This is a genomic window from Bartonella sp. CM86QHHN, assembly GCF_042194695.1.
Classification (GTDB): domain Bacteria; phylum Pseudomonadota; class Alphaproteobacteria; order Rhizobiales; family Rhizobiaceae; genus Bartonella.
The window spans coordinates 16602-41685 of sequence record NZ_JBHIND010000002.1; the positions used below are offsets into that span (position 1 = coordinate 16602).

The 25084-nt window shown below is 35.9% G+C and carries 18 protein-coding genes and 2 tRNA genes; 13 read left to right on the forward strand and 7 right to left on the reverse strand.

Annotated elements, in window-relative coordinates:
* The first annotated feature begins 164 nt into the window (after window positions 1–164).
* On the forward strand, window positions 165–1097 hold the full coding sequence (gene argC / locus ACFIKX_RS00195; RefSeq protein ID WP_375613064.1) for an N-acetyl-gamma-glutamyl-phosphate reductase: 933 nt from the start codon (window positions 165–167) through the stop codon (window positions 1095–1097).
* Between the two features lie 20 nt (window positions 1098–1117).
* On the opposite strand, the gene ACFIKX_RS00200 is transcribed toward argC, so the two are convergent.
* From ACFIKX_RS00200 to hfq, 4 genes are all read right to left on the reverse strand, one after another.
* Window positions 1118–2194: a COX15/CtaA family protein gene (locus tag ACFIKX_RS00200; RefSeq protein WP_375629412.1), complete on the reverse strand. Its 1077-nt coding sequence runs from the start codon at window positions 2192–2194 to the stop codon at window positions 1118–1120.
* Between the two features lie 146 nt (window positions 2195–2340).
* Window positions 2341–4167, reverse strand: coding sequence for a hypothetical protein (locus tag ACFIKX_RS00205; protein ID WP_375629392.1), 1827 nt, complete (start codon window positions 4165–4167; stop codon window positions 2341–2343).
* 144 nt (window positions 4168–4311) lie between these two features.
* Complete coding sequence (hflX, locus tag ACFIKX_RS00210) at window positions 4312–5655, reverse strand: GTPase HflX (protein WP_375629395.1); 1344 nt, start codon at window positions 5653–5655, stop codon at window positions 4312–4314.
* Window positions 5656–5708: 53 nt separating this feature from the next.
* Window positions 5709–5948, reverse strand: coding sequence for an RNA chaperone Hfq (gene hfq / locus ACFIKX_RS00215; RefSeq protein ID WP_005773461.1), 240 nt, complete (start codon window positions 5946–5948; stop codon window positions 5709–5711).
* A gap of 654 nt (window positions 5949–6602) precedes the next feature.
* Between hfq and ACFIKX_RS00220 the strand changes: the two genes are divergently transcribed.
* From ACFIKX_RS00220 to mazG, 8 genes are all read left to right on the forward strand, one after another.
* Window positions 6603–11162 carry a hypothetical protein gene (locus ACFIKX_RS00220; RefSeq protein ID WP_375629398.1) on the forward strand — a complete coding sequence of 1520 codons (4560 nt, stop codon included), beginning with the start codon at window positions 6603–6605 and terminating at the stop codon, window positions 11160–11162.
* A gap of 1004 nt (window positions 11163–12166) precedes the next feature.
* Complete coding sequence (locus ACFIKX_RS00225) at window positions 12167–14485, forward strand: NADP-dependent malic enzyme (RefSeq protein WP_375611563.1); 2319 nt, start codon at window positions 12167–12169, stop codon at window positions 14483–14485.
* A 189-nt stretch (window positions 14486–14674) separates the two neighbouring features.
* Window positions 14675–14959, forward strand: coding sequence for an acyl carrier protein (locus ACFIKX_RS00230; protein ID WP_005773457.1), 285 nt, complete (start codon window positions 14675–14677; stop codon window positions 14957–14959).
* 10 nt (window positions 14960–14969) lie between these two features.
* A complete protein-coding gene (locus ACFIKX_RS00235) occupies window positions 14970–16145 on the forward strand; it encodes a beta-ketoacyl-ACP synthase (RefSeq protein ID WP_375629402.1) in 1176 nt (391 codons plus the stop codon).
* A gap of 15 nt (window positions 16146–16160) precedes the next feature.
* Window positions 16161–17435: a beta-ketoacyl-ACP synthase gene (locus ACFIKX_RS00240; protein ID WP_375613071.1), complete on the forward strand. Its 1275-nt coding sequence runs from the start codon at window positions 16161–16163 to the stop codon at window positions 17433–17435.
* A gap of 56 nt (window positions 17436–17491) precedes the next feature.
* Complete coding sequence (locus ACFIKX_RS00245) at window positions 17492–18520, forward strand: zinc-binding dehydrogenase (protein ID WP_375613072.1); 1029 nt, start codon at window positions 17492–17494, stop codon at window positions 18518–18520.
* 6 nt (window positions 18521–18526) lie between these two features.
* A complete protein-coding gene (locus ACFIKX_RS00250) occupies window positions 18527–19456 on the forward strand; it encodes a lipid A biosynthesis lauroyl acyltransferase (protein WP_375611589.1) in 930 nt (309 codons plus the stop codon).
* A gap of 33 nt (window positions 19457–19489) precedes the next feature.
* On the forward strand, window positions 19490–20305 hold the full coding sequence (mazG, locus tag ACFIKX_RS00255) for a nucleoside triphosphate pyrophosphohydrolase (RefSeq protein ID WP_375611559.1): 816 nt from the start codon (window positions 19490–19492) through the stop codon (window positions 20303–20305).
* A 70-nt stretch (window positions 20306–20375) separates the two neighbouring features.
* Here mazG and ACFIKX_RS00260 read toward each other — a convergent pair whose 3' ends face one another.
* Window positions 20376–20741: an iron-sulfur cluster assembly accessory protein gene (locus tag ACFIKX_RS00260; protein ID WP_273791397.1), complete on the reverse strand. Its 366-nt coding sequence runs from the start codon at window positions 20739–20741 to the stop codon at window positions 20376–20378.
* A gap of 606 nt (window positions 20742–21347) precedes the next feature.
* On the opposite strand from ACFIKX_RS00260, the gene ACFIKX_RS00265 reads away from it, so the two are divergent.
* Window positions 21348–21424: transfer RNA gene (locus tag ACFIKX_RS00265), tRNA-Pro, on the forward strand.
* Between the two features lie 251 nt (window positions 21425–21675).
* On the opposite strand, the gene ACFIKX_RS00270 is transcribed toward ACFIKX_RS00265, so the two are convergent.
* A complete protein-coding gene (locus ACFIKX_RS00270) occupies window positions 21676–22143 on the reverse strand; it encodes an Hsp20 family protein (RefSeq protein ID WP_375613075.1) in 468 nt (155 codons plus the stop codon).
* Between the two features lie 258 nt (window positions 22144–22401).
* Between ACFIKX_RS00270 and ACFIKX_RS00275 the strand changes: the two genes are divergently transcribed.
* From ACFIKX_RS00275 to ACFIKX_RS00285, 3 genes are all read left to right on the forward strand, one after another.
* Window positions 22402–23319, forward strand: coding sequence for an alpha/beta hydrolase (locus ACFIKX_RS00275; RefSeq protein WP_375629406.1), 918 nt, complete (start codon window positions 22402–22404; stop codon window positions 23317–23319).
* Window positions 23320–24162: 843 nt separating this feature from the next.
* A complete protein-coding gene (gene cpdR / locus ACFIKX_RS00280) occupies window positions 24163–24525 on the forward strand; it encodes a cell cycle two-component system response regulator CpdR (RefSeq protein ID WP_375613077.1) in 363 nt (120 codons plus the stop codon).
* 97 nt (window positions 24526–24622) lie between these two features.
* Window positions 24623–24697 (forward strand) — tRNA-Val (locus ACFIKX_RS00285).
* Between the two features lie 89 nt (window positions 24698–24786).
* Here the strand turns inward: ACFIKX_RS00285 and ACFIKX_RS00290 are convergent.
* Window positions 24787–25084, reverse strand: a 298-nt coding sequence (locus ACFIKX_RS00290; RefSeq protein WP_375629409.1) for an XRE family transcriptional regulator, incomplete at its 5' end; no start/stop codon positions are given.

The following is a 25084-nucleotide window of genomic DNA, read 5'->3' on the forward strand; positions in this document are numbered from 1 at the left end:
AGTAAAAAATGAGATTACATTTCTTTTTTTACACTCTTATTTGTTTACACCTTTTACAAAAAATATCTATAATCTAAAGAAATTCAATAATTTAATGATTAAAAATAATTTATAATGTGAAAAGCTGAGTATAATAGGCAAAGTTAATACGAAGGCAAATAAAAATGCTAACCAAAGTTTTTATTGATGGTGAACATGGCACAACCGGACTACAAATACAAAAACGCTTAGAAAGGCGTACAGATTTAAAACTACTCTCTCTTGCTCATAAAGATCGCCATAATGTTCATCTGCGACAAGACTATCTTAATCAAGCCGATATTGCTATTTTGTGTCTTCCAGATGATGCTGCACGCGAAACGGTTCATTGGCTTCAAAAAAATAAAAACATTAGGATTATTGATAGCTCGACAGCCCACCGTGTTGCACCAGACTGGGTTTACGGTTTTCCTGAAATGACAGCAGGACAAAGAAAGCGCATCCAAGCAGCACATTATATAACCAATCCCGGATGCTATCCTACCGGTGCCATTAGTTTGATTCGCCCACTCCGTGAAGCAGGACTGCTAGACGCCGATTATCCCATCTCGATTAATGCAATCTCCGGCTATACCGGTGGTGGAAAACAGTTGATTTTACAAATGGAAAATCAATCTCAACAAAATATTCAGGACAATTATTTTATCTATGGTCTTAATCTTGAACACAAACATGTGCCAGAAATTAAAATCTATGGACAAATCAATCAACCCCCAGTTTTTATACCAAGTGTGGGTCGTTTTCCCCAAGGAATGATTGTGAATCTTCCTCTGCATCGCCATTTATTCACAAAATCAGCAAACTGTTCTGATTTGCGCGAAATTCTCGCAAACCATTACGATGGACAAAATACCATTTTAGTTGCATCACAAGAAGAAACTGCTTCACTTCAAAGACTTAATCCAGAGTGTTTAGCCAATAAAGATGGTATGAAACTGTTCGTATTTGGAAATGATCGTGAAGGTATTTTTAATCTCAGCGCCATATTCGATAATTTAGGAAAAGGCGCATCAGCTGCAGCTATCCAAAACCTCGATTTAATGCTTTCAAGCGACTAAACCTCCCTACCCACAAACTTTTATTCAACAACGCGATAAGCCCCTTTTGTTGCTCGCCAATGTGCAACAACAAAACACAACACGACTAATGCCATACTTTGATGAATGAGCCCCAAACTTATCGGAACCTCATGTAACAGTGTTAAGATACCCAAGACTGCTTGGATAATAATCATAACACAGATAAGAAATGCACGACGAGAATGAGTTGAATGTGGAGCATTTTTTTGTACATAGAAAGCATGAATAGCCGAGGCAATCAATAAAAAATAAGCAAAAAACCGATGAATAAATTGAACCATTAAGGAATTTTCGAATAAATTGAGCCAAACAGGACGATGCTGCAACAATCCATCAGGAATAATCTGCCCATCCATAAGGGGCCATGTATTATAGACTTTTCCAGCATGAAGCCCTGCAACCAAAGCTCCGAAATAAATCTCTATCAAGACGAGAATAACAAGCCATGCCGCAAAATATTGCACCTTTTTATTTGCTGGTTTTTCTGAATATTCTGCAAGCCCTCGAGATAAATAAGTAACAAAAACAATAACAAAACATGCTGTTATAAGATGAAATGCCAAACGATATTGGCTCACACTTGTTAAATTACTTTGCCCAATCCCTGAAGCAACCATCCACCAACCAATAAAGCCTTGAAAGGCGATAAGAATAGGTACAACAATAAGCGGGAGTAAGATATTTTTTTCAACACGCTTAGTCGCCCAAAACCAAATGAGCCCCAATAAAGCGACAAGACCAACAAGACGCCCAAGAACACGATGCGCCCATTCCCACCAAAAAATGACCTTAAAAGCACTTAAGGTCATATCAGGATTAAGCAGCTTATATTGTGCTATTTGTTGATATTTTAAAAATTCCTCTTGCCATTGATCCTCACCAATCGGTGGAATAACGCCGTGTATTGGCTTCCATTCCGTTATAGATAATCCTGATCCCGTCAAACGAGTAGCGCCACCTACTAAGACAATTGCCAAACAAAGCAATAAAATAGAGTAAAGCCACACCTGTATATGTTTTCTATTTTCCTTTTGCACAGGCGTTAAAATGCTATTGTTTAATCTCTTTACTGCCATCTCTGATTGCCCCACGCTTCTCTCCAACTAAAATGCATTTTAAAATTTAAACATTAACTCTTTGTCTATTTTAGTATGTACTACAACTTTAGCAAAAAACAAGCGTACCACTATAACATGCGATACATATTTCTTTTTTACGAAGCTTATGATGCTACAACGCGATAAACAGTCTTTGGAAAGCTGTCTACCATACGCATCATCCATTCTTGTTTATTAAGAACAGTATTACAAATATAATAGTCTGTTAGCTCTGCAAATTGCTCAAACCCATATTTGGGTTCGCTTGCCATCTCTAGGATGATAAAATCATATTCTTTTTTAAATTCTTGTAATATATGAAAAATATCATTTGAAAAATCTTGTGCTGAAATAGCACTTGTTAACCCCTGAGGAAGAATATCAACCCCCGTATCATAATCACGGTAAATAACATCATGCAACTTGGCATTGCCCGTTAAAATATCACTCAGTCCGCGATGTGGGCCTATGACTTTCTCTATTTGTTGACCAGAAATATCGACCAACAAAATTGTTTTGTTCTCTTTTGTGAGATGAAGTGAAAGCTTTGCCGCTGTCCGTGCAGCTTCTGGTCCAATGATTGAAATAATGGTTGAAGCACGCCATTTCAAAACATCAGATAATCCCTCTATCGTAATAAAAGCTTCAAAATTTTTCATTTCTTGAGAGACTAAAATACTCTCATTCTTCTTAAGATCATTTTCTTTTGATCTCAAATCCTCTTCTGAGATTTGGTCTTTTTTCCTTTTAAAGCACGGATAGGATAACAATATTCCTAGCAAAAGAGTAAGGAAACTGACCAATGCACTCACAAGAATATTTTTTCCATAAAGAGCCATAAAAGAAATTGGTGCTAACGTTGTTGGCGTGACCACGTGGATATTTGTATTTTGTAAGAGAAGAGGATCATCACTCAATCTCCGATATGAATCAATAATTTTTTCTCTTCGTTGAGCAGACTTGCTCATCGCTTCATTTTGGGCATCGACTGCTACTTTTATTTTATTTTCAAACTCGTTAAATATTTCATTCAAAGATTGGGATTGATCTTTTACAAAAAAGTTCATTCTTTTTTTGAGCTGTTTTTCTAATTCCGTTGCAATAACCTCATCTGAATGAACTTGATAAACGATTTGTAAAATTTTATTTTTTAATTGATGAGAAACTGTCTCTAATTCTGCAGTCATCGCTTTAATTTGAGGATGTGTCCACCCTAATTGCACAGCCATATGTGCTCTTTGTGTTTCCAAGAGATCACGTTTAGATTCCAGAGCAGCAATTGCTGAATTGCCTGCAATAAACGATAAAGACAGTAAAGACTGCCCATTTTCACGCATCATGTTAATCGTTGAATTCAAACTTGTTAAATGAATACGCTTTAAAGTTGCTTGCGTTAATTGCATCGAAAGATCATGAAGCTCTGTTTGTTTTACACCACGCTGAATAAAAGAATCAATAGATTTACGAAATTCCTGCACGATATTAAGGATTGCAATATTATCATATTGTTTGTCTTCTAATTTATCATTTAACAAGAATTGTTTCTGTTTTATGATTGCTTGTGAAAATGCGGAAAACCAAGTTTCCAACCCACGTTGAGCTGCTTCAAGTGTCTCGGCTTCAAAAGTAAGATCGATAAAATCACCATGACGCGATAAACGGATATTTTCATGATTTTTTTTCTTATAAGAAGCACTTAAAGAAAAATTCGAATCATTGAAGAACATAGGCTGTGAAAACAAAAAGGCGATAACATTGTCTTTCTTTTTAATTGGTAATGGCTTTCCTACAGAATCAGATAATGAAAATGTTAAAGTTGCTTGGTAACCACGAGGCTGGACAAAATAATACAACCAAATCAAAGATACACATAGCATTTGTAATAGCAAAACAATCAAAATGCTTCGCCATACGGTACGTACGAATAGTCTTTTATTACATGTAAGACTCATCTTTATTTTAACCAGCAAAATACTTCTTCATATTGTTTTATTAAGAGAAAGTAGTAACTATCCTCTTAACTTGCTGTCATATTATTTTGAGATAATAAAAATATAAAATTTAAGAACAAATGTTCAAAAATAGCTTTAAAGAACTTAATTCATATTTTTTTTGAGGCTCTCTAGTTGTTTTTTTGCTTCAGAAGTAACAACCGCTCTAATGGTAATAGACCCATCATCATGCCCTTCTTGCACTATTTCCGCAGAGTTTTCATAAAACCAATCAATAAGCGACATTTCATGAGGTTGTAAAAGATATTCAATGCTTTGCACCTCTCCAAAAATTCGCTTTTCAATGGCTCTTAATAATTGATCGAGTCCATCCCCCTTAAGTGCTGATACCATGAGAGCAGGATTTAATCGCGTCTTTGCGCTTGTTTGTAAAACATTCAATGCTTGCTCATCTAACATATCAATCTTATTCCAAACTTCTATGATATGCTCCATATCATCAATATCGATATCAAGACTTGAAAGCACTTCTAAAACATCTTGGGCATGTGCTCGATGATCAAGATCTGACATATCTCTTATATGAAGAATGAGATCCGCTTCAACCACTTCTTCAAGGGTTGCTCTAAAAGCTGCAATCAAATTCGTTGGCAAGTTAGAAATAAACCCTACAGTATCAGACAAAAGAACAGTTTTTCCATGGGGAAGCACAACTTTGCGCAAAGTCGGGTCAAGCGTTGCAAATAACATATTCTTTGCTAAAACATCTGCACCGCTTAAACGGTTAAAGAGAGTTGACTTTCCTGTATTCGTATATCCTACCAGTGCCACAACAGGATAAGATGTTTTTTTCCTTTTTGCTCTATGAAGTGCACGTGTTTTAATAACCGTTTGCAATTCGCGGCGAATACGAATAATTTTTTCTTGTAAAAGACGCCTATCTGCTTCAATTTGCGTCTCACCAGGTCCACCTAGGAAGCCACGCCCCCCCCGTTGCCTTTCCAAGTGCGTCCAACTCCGCACAAGCCTCCCTTTTTGATAGGACAAGTGCGCTAACTCTACTTGCAAAACTCCTTCTTTTGTTCGTGCACGGTCCCCAAAAATTTCAAGAATCAAAGCCGTTCTATCGATAACTTTGCAATTCCACAATTTTTCTAAATTACGCTGCTGTACTGGCGTTAAAAAGTGATCTACAATCGCAAGCTCAATAGAATATTCATCTATATAACAGGTTAACGCATCTACTTTACCTTTTCCAAAGAGAGTCGCAGAGCGAGGCGTTGCAATATTAATCGTTTCATAATTAACAACTTCTAACCTTATAGCACGTGCTAACCCCAATGATTCTTTAACACGAGAAGATATAGAACACTCTCTCAAAGAGCTTTCACTTCTATTTTCTTGAAAAATCGGTATCAAAACAAGTGCGCGCACCTGTCCTGTATTCTGCGAAAATACCCCTCCTAATCTCTCATTTTCATTTATCATAGCAATCTAAGTACTTTTAAATGGGATAAGAGGTCTATCTTAAAATGATATGTTTACTCAGGACTTTCACCCTCAAACATCTGTACAGGCTGTCCAGGCATAATCGTAGAAATAGCATGCTTATAAACCAATTGCGCGTGTCCATCTCGGCGCAAAAGAACACAAAAATTATCAAATGAAGTTACAATACCCGTGAGTTTAACGCCATTGACAAGAAAAATTGTAAGGGAAATTTTTTGCTTACGCACCGTATTTAAAAACACATCTTGCAGGTGTTGTGATCGCTCTGCCATTATTCTTACACCTTTATCTAGATTGCATAAAATATTCGTGCATGCATATCGACTGAAAAATATCCAATTGTCAACGTAGAAGCTTAAAAATTCAGCAACAAACAACTGAAATTAGAGAAAAAACAGCTCTTTAAGACAAGAATAAAGTACAACTTACGAAAAGCTATATTAAATTAAAAATTTTTCCACGTTTACTTTTTTATGAGCTTACAATTCAAAGGCATACTTTTATACATCCTAAGCTATTACAGACTATATGTGATGATAAATCTGCTTCGTTTAGAATCAATAAAAGTAAGCGGACAACAACATTTATTAACGATTGTCGATATTAAAGAGAGACATTCGCACCTTACTATATATATAACCGCTATTAAATTGTCCTTATTTCAAAGACTGCCGGCTTATAAAGCTTTCTATAAACACAAGTTGTAAACAGTATTTTTGTTTTAGTTAGATTTAAATAATAAATTGTTTTTACTATATTTTATAACATTTTTAAACAGGGTACAAGAAACCGCGTTAACTTTATCTTGATAAGTTTTTAAAATTTTTCCCTAAGCATATTCCTTTCTAAATAATTAACAGCTAGTATGTAGAAATTATGTGGAAGAGAACGTATCCCTTTTCCGGCTGTAAGAGTACGAGGCGAGTATGGCACGCAGAACAAAATTGCAAACATTTGAAGTTGAAGTTGAAGAAGCCCTCACAAAAGCTATGAACTTTGATTTCGATGACACAGGATTTGAAACGATATCATCCAATAATTCTGAAAATGTTGTTAATGTCGATGATCTGATTCAAAAAATTGCAATGGCAGAAGAAGAATTTTTTGCTGAAAACGGTACGTCAACTTTTGTTTCTAATATTCATGATGAAGCTGTTGTTGATAAATCCGTTGTTGAACAGCTTTTTGCTCCAAAACCTTCACCTGATATTTCAGGTGGAACTGTTCATAATACATTATTGCCTACAAAACTTCTTCCTGCAAATGATGATATAACAACCCCTGTAAATTTTGGACCATTCAAGCAGCGTTCTTCCTCTCGAGTCTACTGGTATACAACAGCGCTTAGTGCTTTATGGGCAACGGGAGGAGCTTTTATTGCGCATAAACTCGCACCTACCGGACTCAGCTCCTTATCCAATATCAGCACTTTTGTTACATCCCCAACAGGACTTGCTGTAGCAGCCGGAACAGCAATTCCTATCCTTATATCTTGGGGCGTTGCTCAATTAACAAAACGTTCAAACGACTTGCATAATATTGCGCTTCTTATGACCAATGCTGCACAGCGCCTTAGTGAACCACAACATCTATCTGAAAAACAAGCTATTGCTATAGGGCAAACCATTCGTGAAGAAGTAGCGGCAATGAACGAAGGTATTGAACGTACCCTCGGACGTGCTGTTGAACTTGAAGCAATCATACAAGGTGAAGTTCACAATCTAGAACAAGCCTATGCTGAGAATGAATCACGCATTCACACATTAATCAAAGAATTGAGTAATGAACGCATAGCCATTTTGAATCACGCAGATCGCGTACAATCAACAATTAAAGGAACCCAAGAACAACTGAGTGATGAATTTGGTTTGGTTACCTCTAACATTGTGACCAATGTTGAAAAGCTTGCACAAACCCTTTCTCAAACTTTACAAAAACAAGGTGAAGACCTTGTTGAAAAACTTTCCTATGCCGGTGATGGCGTAACAAATCAACTTGTTGAAAAATTTAACAAAACAACAACACAAATTCAGCAGAAAAACACGGAATTTTTTCATGAATTAGGAAAAAACTTTGATGGTTTTGCAAAACGATTTGATTATAATGAAAAACAAATAGAAAAAACTTTTAATGAAACAGCTGAAAAAGCAGAAGTACATGTTGCTAAAATTGCAACACATATACAAGCAGTAACAGATCAAACTTTGCACGCTGTTGATGAAAAGTTTAAAGCCTTGGATAAAGCTCTTATTGATCGTAATAATCAATCTCTACAGAATTTTGATGAGAAGATCTTAAAGCTCGACGACCAAGCACATAAACTCTCTTCTAAATTTGATAACGTAACCTCGCAAGCAATTGGAGCCTTTGAACAACGTTTAGCAACTGTTGATCTTTCTCTTAAAGAACATAGTGATTCCATCATTGATTCCTTTATAGAACGCAGTCAGGCTTTAGAGGATAATGCTGAAAAACTTGGTAACTTCTTGGAAGCTCATGTCTTGAAAATAAATGAGAACCTCCAAGAAAAAACAGCAGACATTACCCATGCATTTACAAATGGACGTGAAGCTATTCTTTCTGCAATTGATAAAAGTAAGGAAAGTCTGAGAGAAGAAATTCAATATGTCGACAATGCCATTGTTGATATCATACAAGAACGTTCACAAGATTTTAAAGTACAACTTTCTGATCAACGAGCTCTTATGGCAGACATGCTCGATAACGAGAAAAATAAAATTGCGGATACATTAAGAAATCAAATTGATGTTTTGTCCCAAAATACTTCTCATATTGAAAAAGTTTTGGCTGATAATGTTCAAGTCGTTGATAAACAAGCTGAAAATCATATTACAAACATCATTCAATGCACTGAAAAGTTACAAGATGTCATTGTACAAAGTTGTAATACAACCCAAGATGCTTTAGAAGCACAAGCGAGAAATATTGATATCCGTGCCGATGCTCTGCGCGATTCTTTAGCGATTAATAGTTTTTCTCTCAATGAAGTTCTTGCCGATCAAGCACGCACACTTGAACAACGCATGGAAACAATCCATAATCTCATTGCAAAAAGTGATATACGTGTCGATGTTGCATTGAAACAACAAATAGATTTAGTTGAGAGTGCAATTGTCGCCAATAATAAAAACATTACTGAAACGGTTCAAGATCATATCAAAAACCTTGAAAGCCATGCCGAAATTTTAAAGAATACTCTCTCTCAATCGAGTGGTGTTTTCTTTGAAACCCTTGAAACACGTATGGAATCATTCGATACAGATCTAGAAGATCGTGCACACAAAATTTTTGAACGGACAACAACGCTAGAGGAAACATTATCTGAAAAATTTAGCCAAATCTGTGAAGCCATTGATATGCAAACATCTGTTATTGAGGAACGTTCTGACACATTAAAAACGTCTCTCATGATTAGTAATGAGCAAAGTCAGATAATTCAACAAGCGCTGGAAAGCAGTGTTGACAATATGCGTGTAACCTTAGAAGACTCTGTTAATACAGTGACAGATAACCTGCATAATAAGATTATAAAAGCTTCTGATATTCTTTCTTCTACGAGTGAACAAATTCTTTCATCTGTTACAAATGTTACTGCACAAGCAGAAAATATTCTCTCAGAATCAGGCAATCGCATTGTATCAAATGTCAAAAAAACTGTTTATGATACCAGTGAAAAAGTTCTGTCAGTTCTGTCTGAACAAACAGCGCATACTGTCGAAGCTTTCGCAACAGCCAGCCATAATGCACAAGCATTATTGAATGAAACTATTCACACATCAACAACAGCAATAGAACAAGTTCTTAATGAACGCTGTGATGTTCTTCATCACTCTATGCAAAATCTTAAAAATAATTTAGGATATCAGCTCTCTGATGTAACGAGCCGTCTGGAAGATGCTGGAAATCAAACAACAACACAAATTTCACAACATGTTGGAAAAATAACAGAGCTTACAAATCACTTAAATCAAGCAGCGCAAAATACGACAGAATCAATTGATTCTTTAACACAGCATATCGGTGAACAACTCTCTCTTTCCACACAAGATGCTGAACAAAGAATTTATGCACATAATGAATCTTTAGTGAATAGCTTAACCAAAGCTAACTCTGAAACACTTCAAACAATAACGATTATGAAGGAAGAGCTTGTTAATAATGTCTCATCCATCTTAACACAGTTGAATCAATCAATTTACAATTTTCACGAAAATAGTAATGTTTTATTATCGGCTGTTCAAAATATTGATGGGCAGTTTAATGAGAGTACGAATAATTTTTTCCGCAACACGGACCAAGTAGCAGAGCGTTTGTCAGCTTCAAATCAAGCGCTCAATACTAATGTTGAAATTCTGCAAGGACTTTCAAAGAGTACCTTTGAACAAATTAATCATATAACGAGCAGTTTTGGTGAACATGCAAAGACACTTTCCCAAACTATTCATGTTCTTGAACAGTCTGAAAATTCACTTAGTGCAACACTTGAAGAAAAACATAATACGCTTTCTGTATTAAGCGATGCTCTTGTTTCAAAGTCTCATGAAATTAATCAAATGATTGGGCATTATGAAAAAATCTTCAACTTAGCACTTGAACGCTCTGATAAGAATGCGCGTAACTCCACAAATTCATTCCAACAATCACTTAATAAGCTTGTTAGTGAAGCATCAACGCGTTTTTCAGAAGCAGCAGAAGATATACGTCGCTCCGCTGATGAAGTTCGTTTAGAGCTTTCAAAGATTAATAATGATATCAATGAAAATGTAAAAAAACTTCCAGAAAAAACAAAAGAAACAACGCAAACAATTCGCACAGCTTTGAATGAACAGATTACAGCGTTACAAGATTTAGTCAGTGTTATACAAAATGATCAAAAGAGCGCACAAAAACAGCTAATGTCAGCATTTCCTACATCATCAATGTTTAATCAAAAAAGTGACAGTTCCACTGAGTCTGTTAAAAAGATTGTGCCACCTAAGCCTATTTTGCAACAAGATCAAAGCAAAAAAAGACCAAATAAATGGGTATCAAATCTCTTAGAAAGAGCTTCACGTGAAGAAACATTTTATGATGCTCCCCCTAGTGATGATGTTTTAACATCAGTGCAAACAAAACCATCTCCTGCAAACTGCTCTCTTAATTCATTAGCTTCTGGTATAGTGCAAGCTATTAATCACAATGCCATTGTTGAGCTATGGGATCATTATCAACGTGGACAAAAAAACATCGTAACAGAACGCCTTTATACCTTAAATGGACAAAAAATATTTGAAATGATTAAGAAAAAATATATGAGCGATTTTGGGTTTAAACGTTCAGTGAATCAATATGTTACAGATTTCGAAAAGCTCTTACGTGATATATCGCGCAGTTCTGGCTCTTCCAACTCAGTTCGCAAGTACTTGATATCAGATACCGGAAAAGTTTATACTATGCTTGCTCATGCAAGTGGTCGAATCCAATAACAAATAAGAAAGTGGAAAAAGATATTTTTTCCACTTTCTCTCTCCAGTTGTTTTAATGGCTCATCATAGAATGCTTTTTTTTCAACTGTAGCTTTGTACTTCAAAGGTTGGGATAATTGGCATGCGGTTTTCTTTGATATCCTAAGCAATAACCCTAAAGAAGCGTAATGGCTTATCAAACAACGTATCATTCTAAGAATGATAAAGCATGTTTTCTATTTCCTTATCTTTTTCTTAACTCCTTTATTTTTCATAGTTTCATAAAGGTACAAAATCAGTAATAATTATTTTTATTAATTGTGAAAAAAATTCATGCTTTTGTATTAAAATAGCTCATAGAAACACTTCTATTTATTTTTTTTTAATGTTTTTTATCCACATATTACTCTCGTTTGAATTATGTAAGTAAATATTTTTTATTATATTAGATGAGTTTGAGCTAAAAGAATCTTATTGTATTCAAATTTCTCATTCAACATACGAGATGATTCATTATAAATTATAAAGTTTGCATTATTAAGAGTTCAATTGAATAATAAACAAAACAACTCCCATTTTTAAAGTTCCAATTTCCTTTTAAATAGCTGCAAAAATAATTTATAAATTGCAAATTGTTATTTAAAATTTCTTCTACCTCCCTATAGAAATTTAAATAAAGAAGATGAAGTTAATAGAAAACACTCTTCTTTTCTTTCCTTAAGTTGTAAGCATTGCAAAAAAAATAATGGCTTGGTAATGTAATTATTAGTAATATTTTATTCGTTTGTAGACTAATCAATTTTTACGCGTTTTATTAAGGAAAGAAAAAACTAATCGTGCTTCTATCAATGAAATTATTCATGCACACAAACAAAAAGAATCATCAAACTGGTTTTACGATCCAGAAGAGTTTTCTCATACTCATGCATTTTGATATTCAGAGAAATGAGGATCTATTAGTGGACAAAACCTTATCGTAGATGGAACATCTCATATACACATACGCTAACTTGGATATCATAAAAATGTCTAGAGAACGAAATAGTGATTTCAGTTCACCAAAAGCTGAACTTGACAGTGCCGCACTTTTTTATCACCAGTACCCTAAACCTGGAAAATTGGAAATACAAGCAACAAAACCTCTTGATAACCAACGTGATTTAGCTCTTGCTTATTCTCCAGGTGTTGCTGCACCATGTCTTGCAATTCATGAAGATCCTAATCTTGCTGCTCAATATACCTCCCGTTCTAATTTAGTCGCTGTTATATCCAATGGAACTGCTGTTCTTGGTTTAGGAAATATTGGCCCTCTTGCTTCAAAGCCAGTTATGGAAGGTAAAGCCGTTTTATTCAAAAAATTTGCGAATATTGATGTCTTTGATATTGAAATTGATGCATCCGATATAGAACAAATGGTACAAACGGTATCGACTTTAGAACCTACATTTGGTGGTATTAATCTTGAAGACATTAAGGCTCCTGAATGTTTTGACATCGAAGAAAAGCTTCGTGCTAAAATGAAAATTCCAGTTTTTCATGATGACCAACATGGAACTGCCATTATTGTTTCTGCGGCTGTATTAAATGCCTTAAATCTTTCAGGAAAAAAAATTGAAAATGCAAAAATAGTTACCTCAGGTGCAGGTGCTGCTGCCCTCGCTTGCCTTAATCTTTTGGTTCGTCTTGGGGCAAAAGTTGAAAATATTTGGCTTAGTGACTTAGAGGGAGTTGTTTATGAAGGTCGCAAGACCCTTATGGATCGTTGGAAAATCAATTACGCACAAAAAACGGACGCACGAACTTTATCTGATATTATTGATGATGCGGATATTTTTCTAGGCCTATCTGCAGGTGGTGTTTTAAAGCCTGAATATCTTAAAAGAATGGCTCAAAATCCACTCATTTTAGCACTGGCTAATCCAGTACCAGAAATTATGCCTGAAGAAGCACGCTCTATACGACCAGATGCAATGATCTGCACAGGACGCTCTGATTATCCCAATCAAGTTAATAATGTCCTTTGTTTTCCCTATATCTTCCGTGGTGCATTAGACGTAGGTGCTAGTGCAATTAATGAAGAAATGAAAATGGCCGCTGTTCATGCGATTGCTGCCCTTGCACGTGAAGAAACTTCAGATGTTGTAGCACGTGCATACTCAAAAGAACCACCCAATTTTGGACCAGACTATCTAATCCCCTCTCCTTTTGATCCGCGTTTAATACTGCGTATTGCCCCCGCTGTTGCTAAAGCAGCAATGACAACTGGTGTTGCCATTCGTCCCATTGAAGATATGGAGGCCTACTATGATATCCTCAATCGATTTGTCTTTCTTTCTGGTTTAACAATGAAACCTGTTTTTGCTGCAGCAAAAACAGCAAAACGTAAACGCGTCATCTATGCCAATGGTGAAGATGAACGCGTCCTTCGTGCGGCACAAGTTGTCATTGAAGAACAAACAGCAACGCCCCTCCTTATCGGCCGTCCACATGTCGTAGAAGCAAGATTAAAACGCTTTGGTTTAAGAATTCGTCCCGGTATAGATTTTGAATTAACAAACCCTGAAGATGATCCACGTTTTCGTGATTATGTTAATTTATTTTTTCATTATACAGGAAGGCGTGGTGTTACGCCTGAAATGGCAAAAACAGTAGTGAGAACATCAACAACGGCTATTGCTGCCCTTGCCGTTATGCGTGAAGAAGCAGATGCAATGATTTGCGGCTTAGAAGGACGCTTTGAACGTCAACTTGAATTGATTGAACAAATTATCGGTCTTGATCCTCATGTTCACCGTTTTTCTGCTATGAGTTTGCTTATCTCTCAACAACGTACTCTTTTCCTTACAGATACTTACGTCAATGAAAATCCTTCTGCAGAAGAAATCGCTGAAATGACTGTGTTGGCAGCTCAAGAAGTTGAAGCATTTGGAATAACACCAAAAGCAGCCTTATTATCACACTCAAACTTTGGTTCTAAAAACACAGAAAGTGCGCGTAAAATGCGACGTGCAACAGAAATTCTTGCCAAATTACACCCTGATTTAGAAGCAGATGGTGAAATGCATGCTGATGCTGCCCTTTCCAAAGTTTTTCGTGATCGTGTTTTTCCTAATTCTCGTCTTAAAAGTGAAGCTAATTTGCTTGTCTTTCCAACACTTGATTCAGCCAATATCACGCTCAACACTGTTAAAAGCCTCACAAATGCACTCCATGTTGGTCCTATTCTAATCGGGGCAGCACGTCCCGCCCATATCTTAACACCTTCAGTAACTTCCCGGGGAGTTGTTAATATAACAGCCCTTGCTGTCCTTGCTGCCAATAGAAAAAATAGTCTCGTAAAATAAATGCGTAATAAAATTTCAAAGTTTTTTAAATATTGAGATATAGTATTTCATGTACTGTAAACCTCTTTTCTCTATAGATAAAGACAGCTATATTCTGGATTAAGTCTTTTTTTTAAAGAGAAAAAAGGCTAGAAGAACAATATTAAATGTATTTTGAATTTACTAACTCTATAATAAGGAATCCGTACATTGCCTTCCACGTTTGATAAAGTTGCTGATATCATTGCAGAAATCAGTGAAATTGATCGCAATACAATTACACCTGAGAGTCATACAATTGACGATTTAGGAATCGACAGTCTTGATTTTCTTGATATTGTTTTCGCTATTGATAAAGCTTTTGGAATAAAAGTCCCTCTAGAACAATGGACACAAGAAGTCAACGAAGGTACCGTTGCAACAGAAGAATACTTTGTTCTTAAAAACCTTTGTGCAAAAATTGATGATCTCGTTGCCTTAAAACAGGCCGAGTAGTTTTTTCGCCATGCATGATCAATCTGTATTCATCACTGGTATAGGTCTCATAAGCTCTCTGGGGGAAGGAACTGATCAACATTGGAATCTCTTAAATGATCCAATCCGTACACCAAACCTAGATTATACAACTTTTTCACCTTACACGGTTCATAAATTGCCCGAAATTGATTGGAGTTTACAAATTCCTAAAAAAAGTGATCAACGGCAAATGGGAACATGGCAGCGTCTTGGTACCTATGCGGCTGGTCTTGCTCTTGATGATGCCGGCATGAAAAATAATGAACAACTCACTTCAACAATGGATATGATCGTAGCGGCAAGTGGGGGAGAACGTGATATTACTGTTGATACACAGATTCTTTCTAAAGCGCGCGCTGTTGCCGATCATGCTTCTATGTTAAATGTTGCTCTTTCAACTGAACTTCGTCCAACATTATTTTTGGCACAACTTTCAAACCTTTTGGCAGGAAACATTTCAATTGTTCATAAAGTCACTGGATCATCTCGTACATTTATGGGAGAAGAAGGCAGTGGTCTTTCTGCACTTCAAATTGCTGTAGCTCGTATTAAATCAGGTCAAAGTACCCATGCTCTTGTAGGAAGTTCCTATAATGCACAAAGTTATGATATGTTGTTGGCGCATGAGCTTGGTGGTCTTTTAACCCATAATGGATGGAGCCCAGTGTGGGATCGTGGAATCTATCCAGGCGGCGGTGTCATAGCAGGTTCTGCTGGGATCTTCCTAGTTATTGAAAGTGGAGAACATGCCAAAAAACGCAACGCACGTGCTTATGCTGAAATTAGCCAAATTATTACAGACCAAACAGATAGAACCAAAATTCCACTTAGAGATTCAATTGCAACAATGTTAAAAACTGCGGGCGCTAAATCTGCCTTAGCCATTTCAGCAGCCTCAGGAGCTCACGAAGCAACAAAAGCAGAACAAAATGCTCTTGATAATGCTGATCTATCTTACCGTGGCATTACAACATTATTTGGTTATATGCGGGAAGCACAATTTCCTCTAGCTCTAGCTCTTGCAGCACTTTCAATTGAAAAAAAACGCGGTTTTCCAGTGTTAAGTCCTCATGAAAAACCTTTTTCTAAAGAAGTACGTGAAATATTTGTTACAACGATTGGTATAAAAAGAGCTGAAGGTATTGTGCGTCTTACTGCTGTTTGAAGGGGAATTTCTATAGTGAAATATCATGATCATTTTGGGCGTCCACTTGTAGCAATAACTGGTGCAGGCATTGTCACATCACTGGGACAAGGGAAACATGAAAATTGGCAAAAATTAACAAGCGGTGTAAGTGGTATCCACAAAATAACACGTTTTCCCGTTGAGGGATTAAATACATATATTGCTGGAACAATTGATTTTCTTAAAGAAAGTACACTTGGTGCTTCAGCTCTCTCTGAGAAGCTTGCACATCTTTCTGCTGAAGAAGCTTTAGAACAAGCTGCTATTGATAAAAAAAACTTTAATGGACCACTCTTTCTAGCTGCTCCTCCTGTTGAACTTGAATGGAAAGCACGTTTTAGTCTTGATCAAGAGGAAGAATTCAATAATGAGCCTTCTTATGCACATCTTCTTAAAGTCTGTAAGGATAAACTCCATGAGACGCTTTTTGAATCCACACAATTTGGTGCAATTGCAGAAAAACTTCAAAAAACATTTGGCACAAAAGGACTTCCTGTTACACTTTCCACTGCCTGTGCATCTGGTGCAACAGCAATTCAATTAGGTGTTGAGTCTATTAGACGGAGAGAGACAAATAGAGCTCTCATAATTGCGACAGATGGATCAGTTTCAGCAGAATCTCTTATTCGTTTTTCGCTACTATCTGCTCTTTCAACTCAGAATGAGCCTCCAGAAAAAGCAGCAAAACCCTTTAGCCGTGATCGAGATGGTTTTGTTATGGCAGAAGGCTCAGGCGCTCTTGTTCTTGAATCTCTTCAAAGCGCATTAAACCGTAATGCTACAGTTTTAGGAATTTTAGCTGGCTGTGGAGAAACCGCCGATGACTTTCACCGTACACGTTCAAAACCCGATGCATCACCAGCAATTGAATCCGTTCGCAAAGCTTTAGACGATGCAAAAATAACCATCAATGAAATTGACTATATTAATGCCCACGGAACTTCAACACCTGAAAATGAAAAAATGGAATATCTTGCATTATCAACAGTATTCGGTGATCTTTTAGAGCATATTCCTGTCTCTTCTAATAAATCAATGATTGGGCATACATTAACTGCTGCTGGTGCAATAGAAGCGGTTTTTTCGCTTTTAACCATTCAATCGGGAATACTTCCACCAACAATAAATTATGATAACCCTGACCCTACTATCCCCTTAGATGTTGTTCCTCATCATAGCCGTAAGTCCTGTGTCAATGCGGTTTTGTCAAACTCATTTGGATTTGGTGGTCAAAATATGAGTCTTGTTATCACTGCATATAAAGGATAATCCTGTAATAATAAAATTTTATAACGCTAACCAATAATTATTTAAGGGGGATGATAATGCGTGCACTGCAACTCTTCGATGATCGTCGGCTTGAAATCACCAATATTTCCCCGCCATCTTCACCTAGTATAGGTGAAGTAACTGTGCGGATAAAAGCCGTTGCTCTTAATCATATTGATGTATGGGGATGGCGTGGCATGGCTTTTGCGAAAAGAAAAATGCCACTCATCATTGGTGCAGAAGCCTCTGGTGAGGTTATACAAATAGGAGATGGCGTTGAACATCTCCAACTTGGACAGATTGTCTCAATTTATGGTGCACAAACCTGCGGAGTATGCCAAGCTTGTCATGAAGGACGGGATAATCTTTGCAGTAATGTAAAGGGAGTCTATGGTTTTCACCTTGATGGATTTGCGTGTGAGCTTGTCAATTTGCCAGCACGTTTATTAGTTCCATCACCTCCCCAATGTGATGAATTGCAAGCAGCAGTTGCTCCAATTACTTTTGGTACCGTAGAACATATGCTTTTCGATAACGCAAAACTACAAGCAGGAGAAACAATCCTGGTACAGGCTGGTGGCTCAGGTATTGGTTCTGCAGCCATTCAACTTGCAAAACACATGGGCTGTACAGTTATCACAACTGTAGGTTCAGATGAAAAAATTGCAAAAGCGCACTCTCTTGGGGCAGATCATGTGATTAATTATCGTAAAGATCGTTTTGAAGGTGTAGTGCGTAAATTAACCCAAAAAAAAGGTGTTGACGTTGTTTTTGAGCATGTTGGTGTCGATACATGGAACGGTTCTCTGTTATGTATGAAAAAAGGAGCACGCTTAGTGACTTGCGGTTCTACCTCTGGTGTTTCAGCACCAATAAATCTCATGCAATTATTCCAGCAACAGCTTAAAATATTCGGTTCATTTGGCTGCCGTATGGAAAATATGAAAAATGCCATGCAAAAAATGGCACAAAAAGCCGTACACCCTGTCATTGATACAATTGTTGGGCTGGATGAAATTGATACAGCTTTAAAACGAATGGAGAGTCGTGATGTTTTTGGTAAAATTATCCTTAAAATCGATTAAATCATGATGAAGCTTTCTCTTAAAAATCTCATATATCGTATTAAAATTATAGCTAAAAAAATATCCTACTTGTTATGGGCATATCTACTCTTTGGTTCTTTATTTATTCTAAAATGTTTTCCAGCCAAAATGGGAATTTCTTTTTTTGCTTGGTTAGCAAAAAAAATTGGTCCCCTTGTACATCGTCATCAAATCACACTCGCAAACCTTAGGAGTGCATATCCAGAAAAAACAGAGCAAGAACTCCGTGCGATTGCAATAGAAATGTGGGAAAATATAGGACGTTTCCTAGCCGAATATATTTTTCTTGATAAAATTTTTGATTTTGATCCTCATGCAGACGAGCCAGGTTTCATTGAGGTTAAAGGCACTGAAATATTTGAGCGATTAAAAAATGAAAAAAAACCACATATTTTTTTCACCGCACATACTGGAAATTTTGAACTTCTGCCTATTTGTGCACAAAGTTTTGATCTTAATGTTACAGTATTATTTAGACCACCCAATAATCCCTATGTTGCCAAACGAATCCTTAAAGCACGACAAACTTCTATGGGACACCTTGTTCCCTCCAAGGCCGGAGCAGCATGGGCATTAGCAGCCAAATTAGAAGAAGGTGAAAATGTTGGTATGCTCGTTGATCAAAAATTTCGCCGCGGTATCATGGGAACATTTTTTAACAGACCTCTTAAAACAAACCCCTTAATTATAAAACTTGCTCGACAATATGACTGTGATATTTATCCAGCACGTTGTATTCGTTTGCCTAGTGGACGTCATCGTTTAGAGTTATATGAACATGTAGAACTTCCACGTGATGAAAAAAATGATATCGATATAGCTGCTTCTACGCAAAAATTAAATGATATTGTTGAATCTTGGGTCCGTGAATATCCTGGACAATGGATGTGGTTACATAGACGTTGGGACATCTAACATAAGCTCTATTGCTTACAAAGGAAGTGCAAAATGTTAGCCTCAAAAGATATCAAAGATCTCACTGCAATTATCACTGCATTACGAAACTCTGATAATGGTTGTATCTGGCATAAAAAACAAACTTTTGAATCCCTCATACCCTATATGCTCGAAGAAGTTTACGAAGTCATCGATGCCATTGAACGAAAGAATCGAAAGGATCTCTGTGAAGAACTTGGGGATCTTCTTTTACAAGTTGTCTATCATGCTACCATAGCACAAGAAGAAGGCAGCTTTACTTTTGAAGATGTTGTTTATGCAATCACAGAAAAAATGATTCGACGCCATCCTCATGTTTTTGGAAATACCGAGCAAAAAAAACGAGGATTTATAAAAGAGGAGTGGGAATATATAAAAAAAAGAGAACAGGTTGAACAAAAAAGAATGTGCGAAGAAAAAAACAACAATTCCTCCACAAGCATACTCGCAAAAGTAAAACAAATCCAGCCAGCAAACCAAGAGGCACTTGCTTTACAAGAAGCAGCAGCTAAAGTAGGTTTTGATTGGCAAAAAAGTGATAAAGTTTTTGAAAAAATAGAAGAAGAACTCGAAGAGCTCAAAGAAGCCATCAAAAATAAACAAAACTCAGAGATAGAAGCAGAGTTTGGAGATCTCTACTTTATACTCCTTAACCTCGCGCGCCACTTAGCGATTGATTCACAAAAAGCATTAAAAAAAACGAATATAAAATTTCGAAATCGTTTCGCCTATATTGAAGAAAAGCTATCCACTCAATCTAAAACACTCACTGACGCATCCTTGAATGAAATGGAAGCACTTTGGAAGCAAGCTAAAAATGAACAATAAAAAATAGTAGATTTCTTCTACCTAAAAGAATAAGCCCCTCTAAAATTACTAAATTATAATTTAGCTCAGCTCAATTTGTTTTATATTGATCCTGCGTAGCAGGACGAAGTTCCACCGATTCTCCACACCCGCATGCTGAAACTTGATTAGGATTTTTAAAGATAAAACCAGACCGCAGCGTTGTCACTTCATAATCCATCTGCGTCCCTAATAAAAATAATACCGCATCATGTGCTACAAAAACACGGGCACCATTCACTTCAACAACATCCGCATCTATCCCCTTTTCTTTGACAAGAGTAATTGTATACTCCATCCCTGCACAACCACCTTTTTTGATACCAACAAGAATACCCTGTGCATCTTTTGCATCCATAATCGCTTTAACACGATCCACTGCTGCTTGCGTCAAATTTATTACCGAAAAACGGCTCATAGTTTACTCTTTTCTTAGTTCAATAGACACTTTGAAAGTTTTTCCTCTATAATATTTTATCTGATATTTTAGAAAAAAAACAACAAAACATAAATTAAAGCATTCTGATCTTGTTTATTTGGATAAAAATACATACCCGTAAAACGAGATTTGTGATTATACAATCCAGAACTTACAATTTTTTATCCATATAAAATGAAAATACCTCGTCTATAAAACTCTAAAAAACGAAAACTTTTCAAAACCATATATTCACTCCTCTTCTTTTGAAAATCTTTATCTTTTTAGAAAAGTAACGATTAGGTAAGAAAAAAATATACCTTCAGCACTCATTTGCTCCAATTCATACCTTCTACACCAATCTTACCCCCCTCCTCACAATCTCAAAAGTAATTAAATGCATACATCTATTAACTATAGAGCTAAAAATTTAATGATCACAAAGAATTTTACAAATTCGTTATTTATCTTGAATTAACAACAAAATATTGATGTCCAAAATTTTTACTTTCAAAAGCTCTAAGTGCAAGAGCATTTTAGATTTTATTCTGTTTATTTTTTCTCTTGCCTTTAAAGAAACAGTCATTTAATCGTTTTACACGAACTCGGAGCGTAGCGCAGCTTGGTAGCGCACTTGACTGGGGGTCAAGGGGTCGTGGGTTCAAATCCCGCCGCTCCGACCATTTTTAAAATGCTATAAATAAGCTTACTTAAAAAGTGAATCATTATGCATTTCAATTGCACACACATGAACTTTTTCTTCAACGTAGAATAATGTGCAATGATATTTTATCATAAATTCGAGATAAGCTTTTTTATTAAAATGCGCTTCGTTCTTAGGAAAACACATACGAAACGCGAGACCTTTTGCCTCGCGTTTTTTATTTTTCAGAAAAATTTATAATTATCCGATCTCATATTTTCTAAATTTTCTTTACACGATAACGTCGCTGTTATCATTTTTTGTAATGGATGGTGACATCTGTACGGTTATCTTTTTGGGTTTTAATTCAGCTGGCATTTCCCTTTTAAGCTGAATATGAAGAAGCCCATCTCCAAGTTCTGCCCCAATAACCTTAACATGATCAGCCAAATGAAAACGCCGTTCAAAAGCACGCGAAGCAATACCTCGATAAAGGAATTCTCGCTCTTCATCATCATTTTTAGACTTTCTGTCTCCCTTAACGATCAGCTGGTTACAATGCGTTTCAATATCAATTTCATCTTGAGAAAAACCAGCAACAGCCATAGAAATTCTATAAGAATCTTCAGTTAAACGCTCGATATTATAAGGGGGATAAGAAGAAACTTCGTCTGGTTGTGTTCTAGAATCAAACCAGTTAAAAAGATGATCAAAACCTACTGTGGAACGATAAAATGGTGAAAAATCTACTTGACGCATAATATTGCCCTCCTCTAGAGCGACTATAATTTATAACTAATTCACAAAGTTCCCACATGGCAAACTTACTTGTGAACCTGCGGCCCCATCATGGCAACCGCACTATATTATCTAGTAATCGTTTTTCTTTATTTCAACTCTTTGGGACCTAAATTGATAAAAACTATCTAAAAAGCAATATACCCCTTTTTAAATCCTTTTTCTTCATTACATAAATGTCAAAGCACTAAGCAGCAAATACACTGTAAAGGATTTCAATTGGAAACACCTCTTTATCCCATAGACTGGGGGGCCACTCCTCTTAATGTCCATCATGGTACTCTTAAAATAGCAATAGATCATGAAATTCGTTTTGCTATAACATATCCTGAGGTGGAAAAATCTAAGGGAACAATTGTTATTCTCAAAAGCTACGCAAATGCTTTAGAAAAATATTTTTTATTAATAAATGAAATTTCTAAACGCGGTTTTCATACAGCAATATTTGACTGGTTTGATCAAGAAAAAACATCCCTCAAGATAAGAAAACAAAACAGACATCATTATTTTGATATAAATAACGATATTAATGACTTATATAAATTTCTTAAAAATATTGTTTATCCTAATTGTCCGCCACCTTACTCTATGCTTGCCTACGGCATAGGTGGATTGATAGCACTTAGCGGATTAGATCTCATTAATCATCAGTTTAATAGATTGCTCTGTGTTTCTCCCCTTTTTGCTCCATTCGGCAATAAAACAAATGGTTTTCAACATAAATTAACACAATTTCTTTCTGATATAGGTCTTGGCTTTATACCAGCGAAAGATGGTAAAAAATTAAACAAAACAAAACAAAAAAATATACAATTGGGACACATACATAAAGTGCCGCTCTCTTCCATTAAGCCCCCAACATCCCAATGGATAGCATCAGTATTTAATGCGATTGATTCTGTGAAGAGAAATGTACTTCATGGAGATTTACGAATCCCAACACTCTTTATTCTTGCCAATCAAAATAATATTGCAAACAACATTGAAGTGCAGCAATTATGCCAACACACACGTCTGACAGAAAGTATTACTATTACAGGCGCTGAACTGGATACAATTATGGTTAACGAAGATTATAAAAAGCAATTTTGGGCTGCATTTGATGCATTTATTCCCGATAATGTATCTGTAAAATAACACTAAACCTTAATTTCCGCTCCGCCCTATCAAAAAAGAAATTTTCTACGAGCATTGGATCTACAAACACTTTTTAATATAATGGATTTTACTTTCCAACCACTCATATGATTCGTTTTCTAGCCTCTACAGACAAGCCATGACCTAAATATTCACCACGCATTCTAATAAAAAAACTAATATACAAAGTATATCATTACATTAAACAATATTATTTTATATCATAAAAAATAACTTAATAAAAAACTATTTATATAAATAAAAATAATAAATCTATCTTAATATAACATGATACATATTTATAAATAAAGCATCAAAATACTATTTTTGATCTGTTATTAAGTGATAATTTAATATTATATCTAGGAAAACAATATTTTTCATCTATTTAAGGAAAAAAACTGGAAATAAAGCGCATTTATAATATTTATTACAAATCTCTATAAAAACAAATAACTATAAAATTTCTATTTCTTAGGAGAACTTTTTAAAAACAATAAATTAACATAATATTCTTTTAATTTCTCGATATAGGAAGTCCCTACAATAATGGTTTTCATAAGTTTTTTAATGGAATTCTGATAATAATCAGCAAATTTAAAAGAAAAGATAGCAATGAATCATCTTAGAAGTTTTAGAGCCCCCCTTCTTTTTTCAAAATCACATATATTTCGAATTTAACCAACTCACAACGAATATGCTGTATTCTGAATAAGAATGTAAGAATTAACCATTTTGCCATTCATTTCAATTATGAGCATTTTACCATCTTTTTTCTAAATACTCTATATTGTATAATTGATGCGGCAAAACTCTGACAAATGGAGCCATTGGAACATAATCATGAAACGAATCCTGCTCGCAGAAGATGATAACGATATGCGTCGCTTTCTCGTAAAAGCCCTAGAACGTGCAGGCTACGAAGTCGCCGATTTCGATAATGGTATTAGCGCATATGAACGTTTACAAGAAGAGCCATTTTCCCTTCTCCTGACTGATATTGTGATGCCAGAGATGGACGGAATCGAACTCGCACGACGTGCTACTGAGATTGACCCTGATTTACGAGTAATGTTCATTACGGGTTTTGCAGCAGTAGCACTCAATTCAAATAGTGATACCCCTCCTGATGCAAAGGTTCTCTCTAAGCCATTTCACTTACGTGAACTCGTCAATGAGGTTGAAAAAATCCTTATTGCTGCTTAAAAAGTATTTTTTAAAGTTATTTGCATCTGTTGAAAGAGAAAATGAAATTAGGCATTGACGTTTGGCATTCTATATGGTGTATGCAACATCAATGAATGGGCGTGTAGCTCAGCGGGAGAGCACTACGTTGACATCGTAGGGGTCACAGGTTCAATCCCTGTCACGCCCACCATTGCATTTTATATCAACAATAATTTATTGATTTTACATATGTTTTTTTAAGTGAGGGATACCTTAATAAAGTTAAGGGAATAGGATTTTCTAACATTTCTCTATAAAGCACGCTTCGCACAATGTTTCTAATGTTTCTTTGAAGTCTGCTAACGCTTCTTGATGTAAGCCATCTAAAAGTCTCATAAACGCAACAACAGTTTCACGTTGCAACGGAGTAGAAGGCTTTATGATGATGCTTTTTCGACAAGAATAGGCTTCTTTTTTTAAGAGAGAAGCCTTCTCTTTATCTAAACCATAAAGCTCTATTATCTTTTCCTCCAGTCCTACAGGAACAGATTTTTTGCCAATCTCGACAGAAGATAAAAATGCTACAGATATGTCTAAT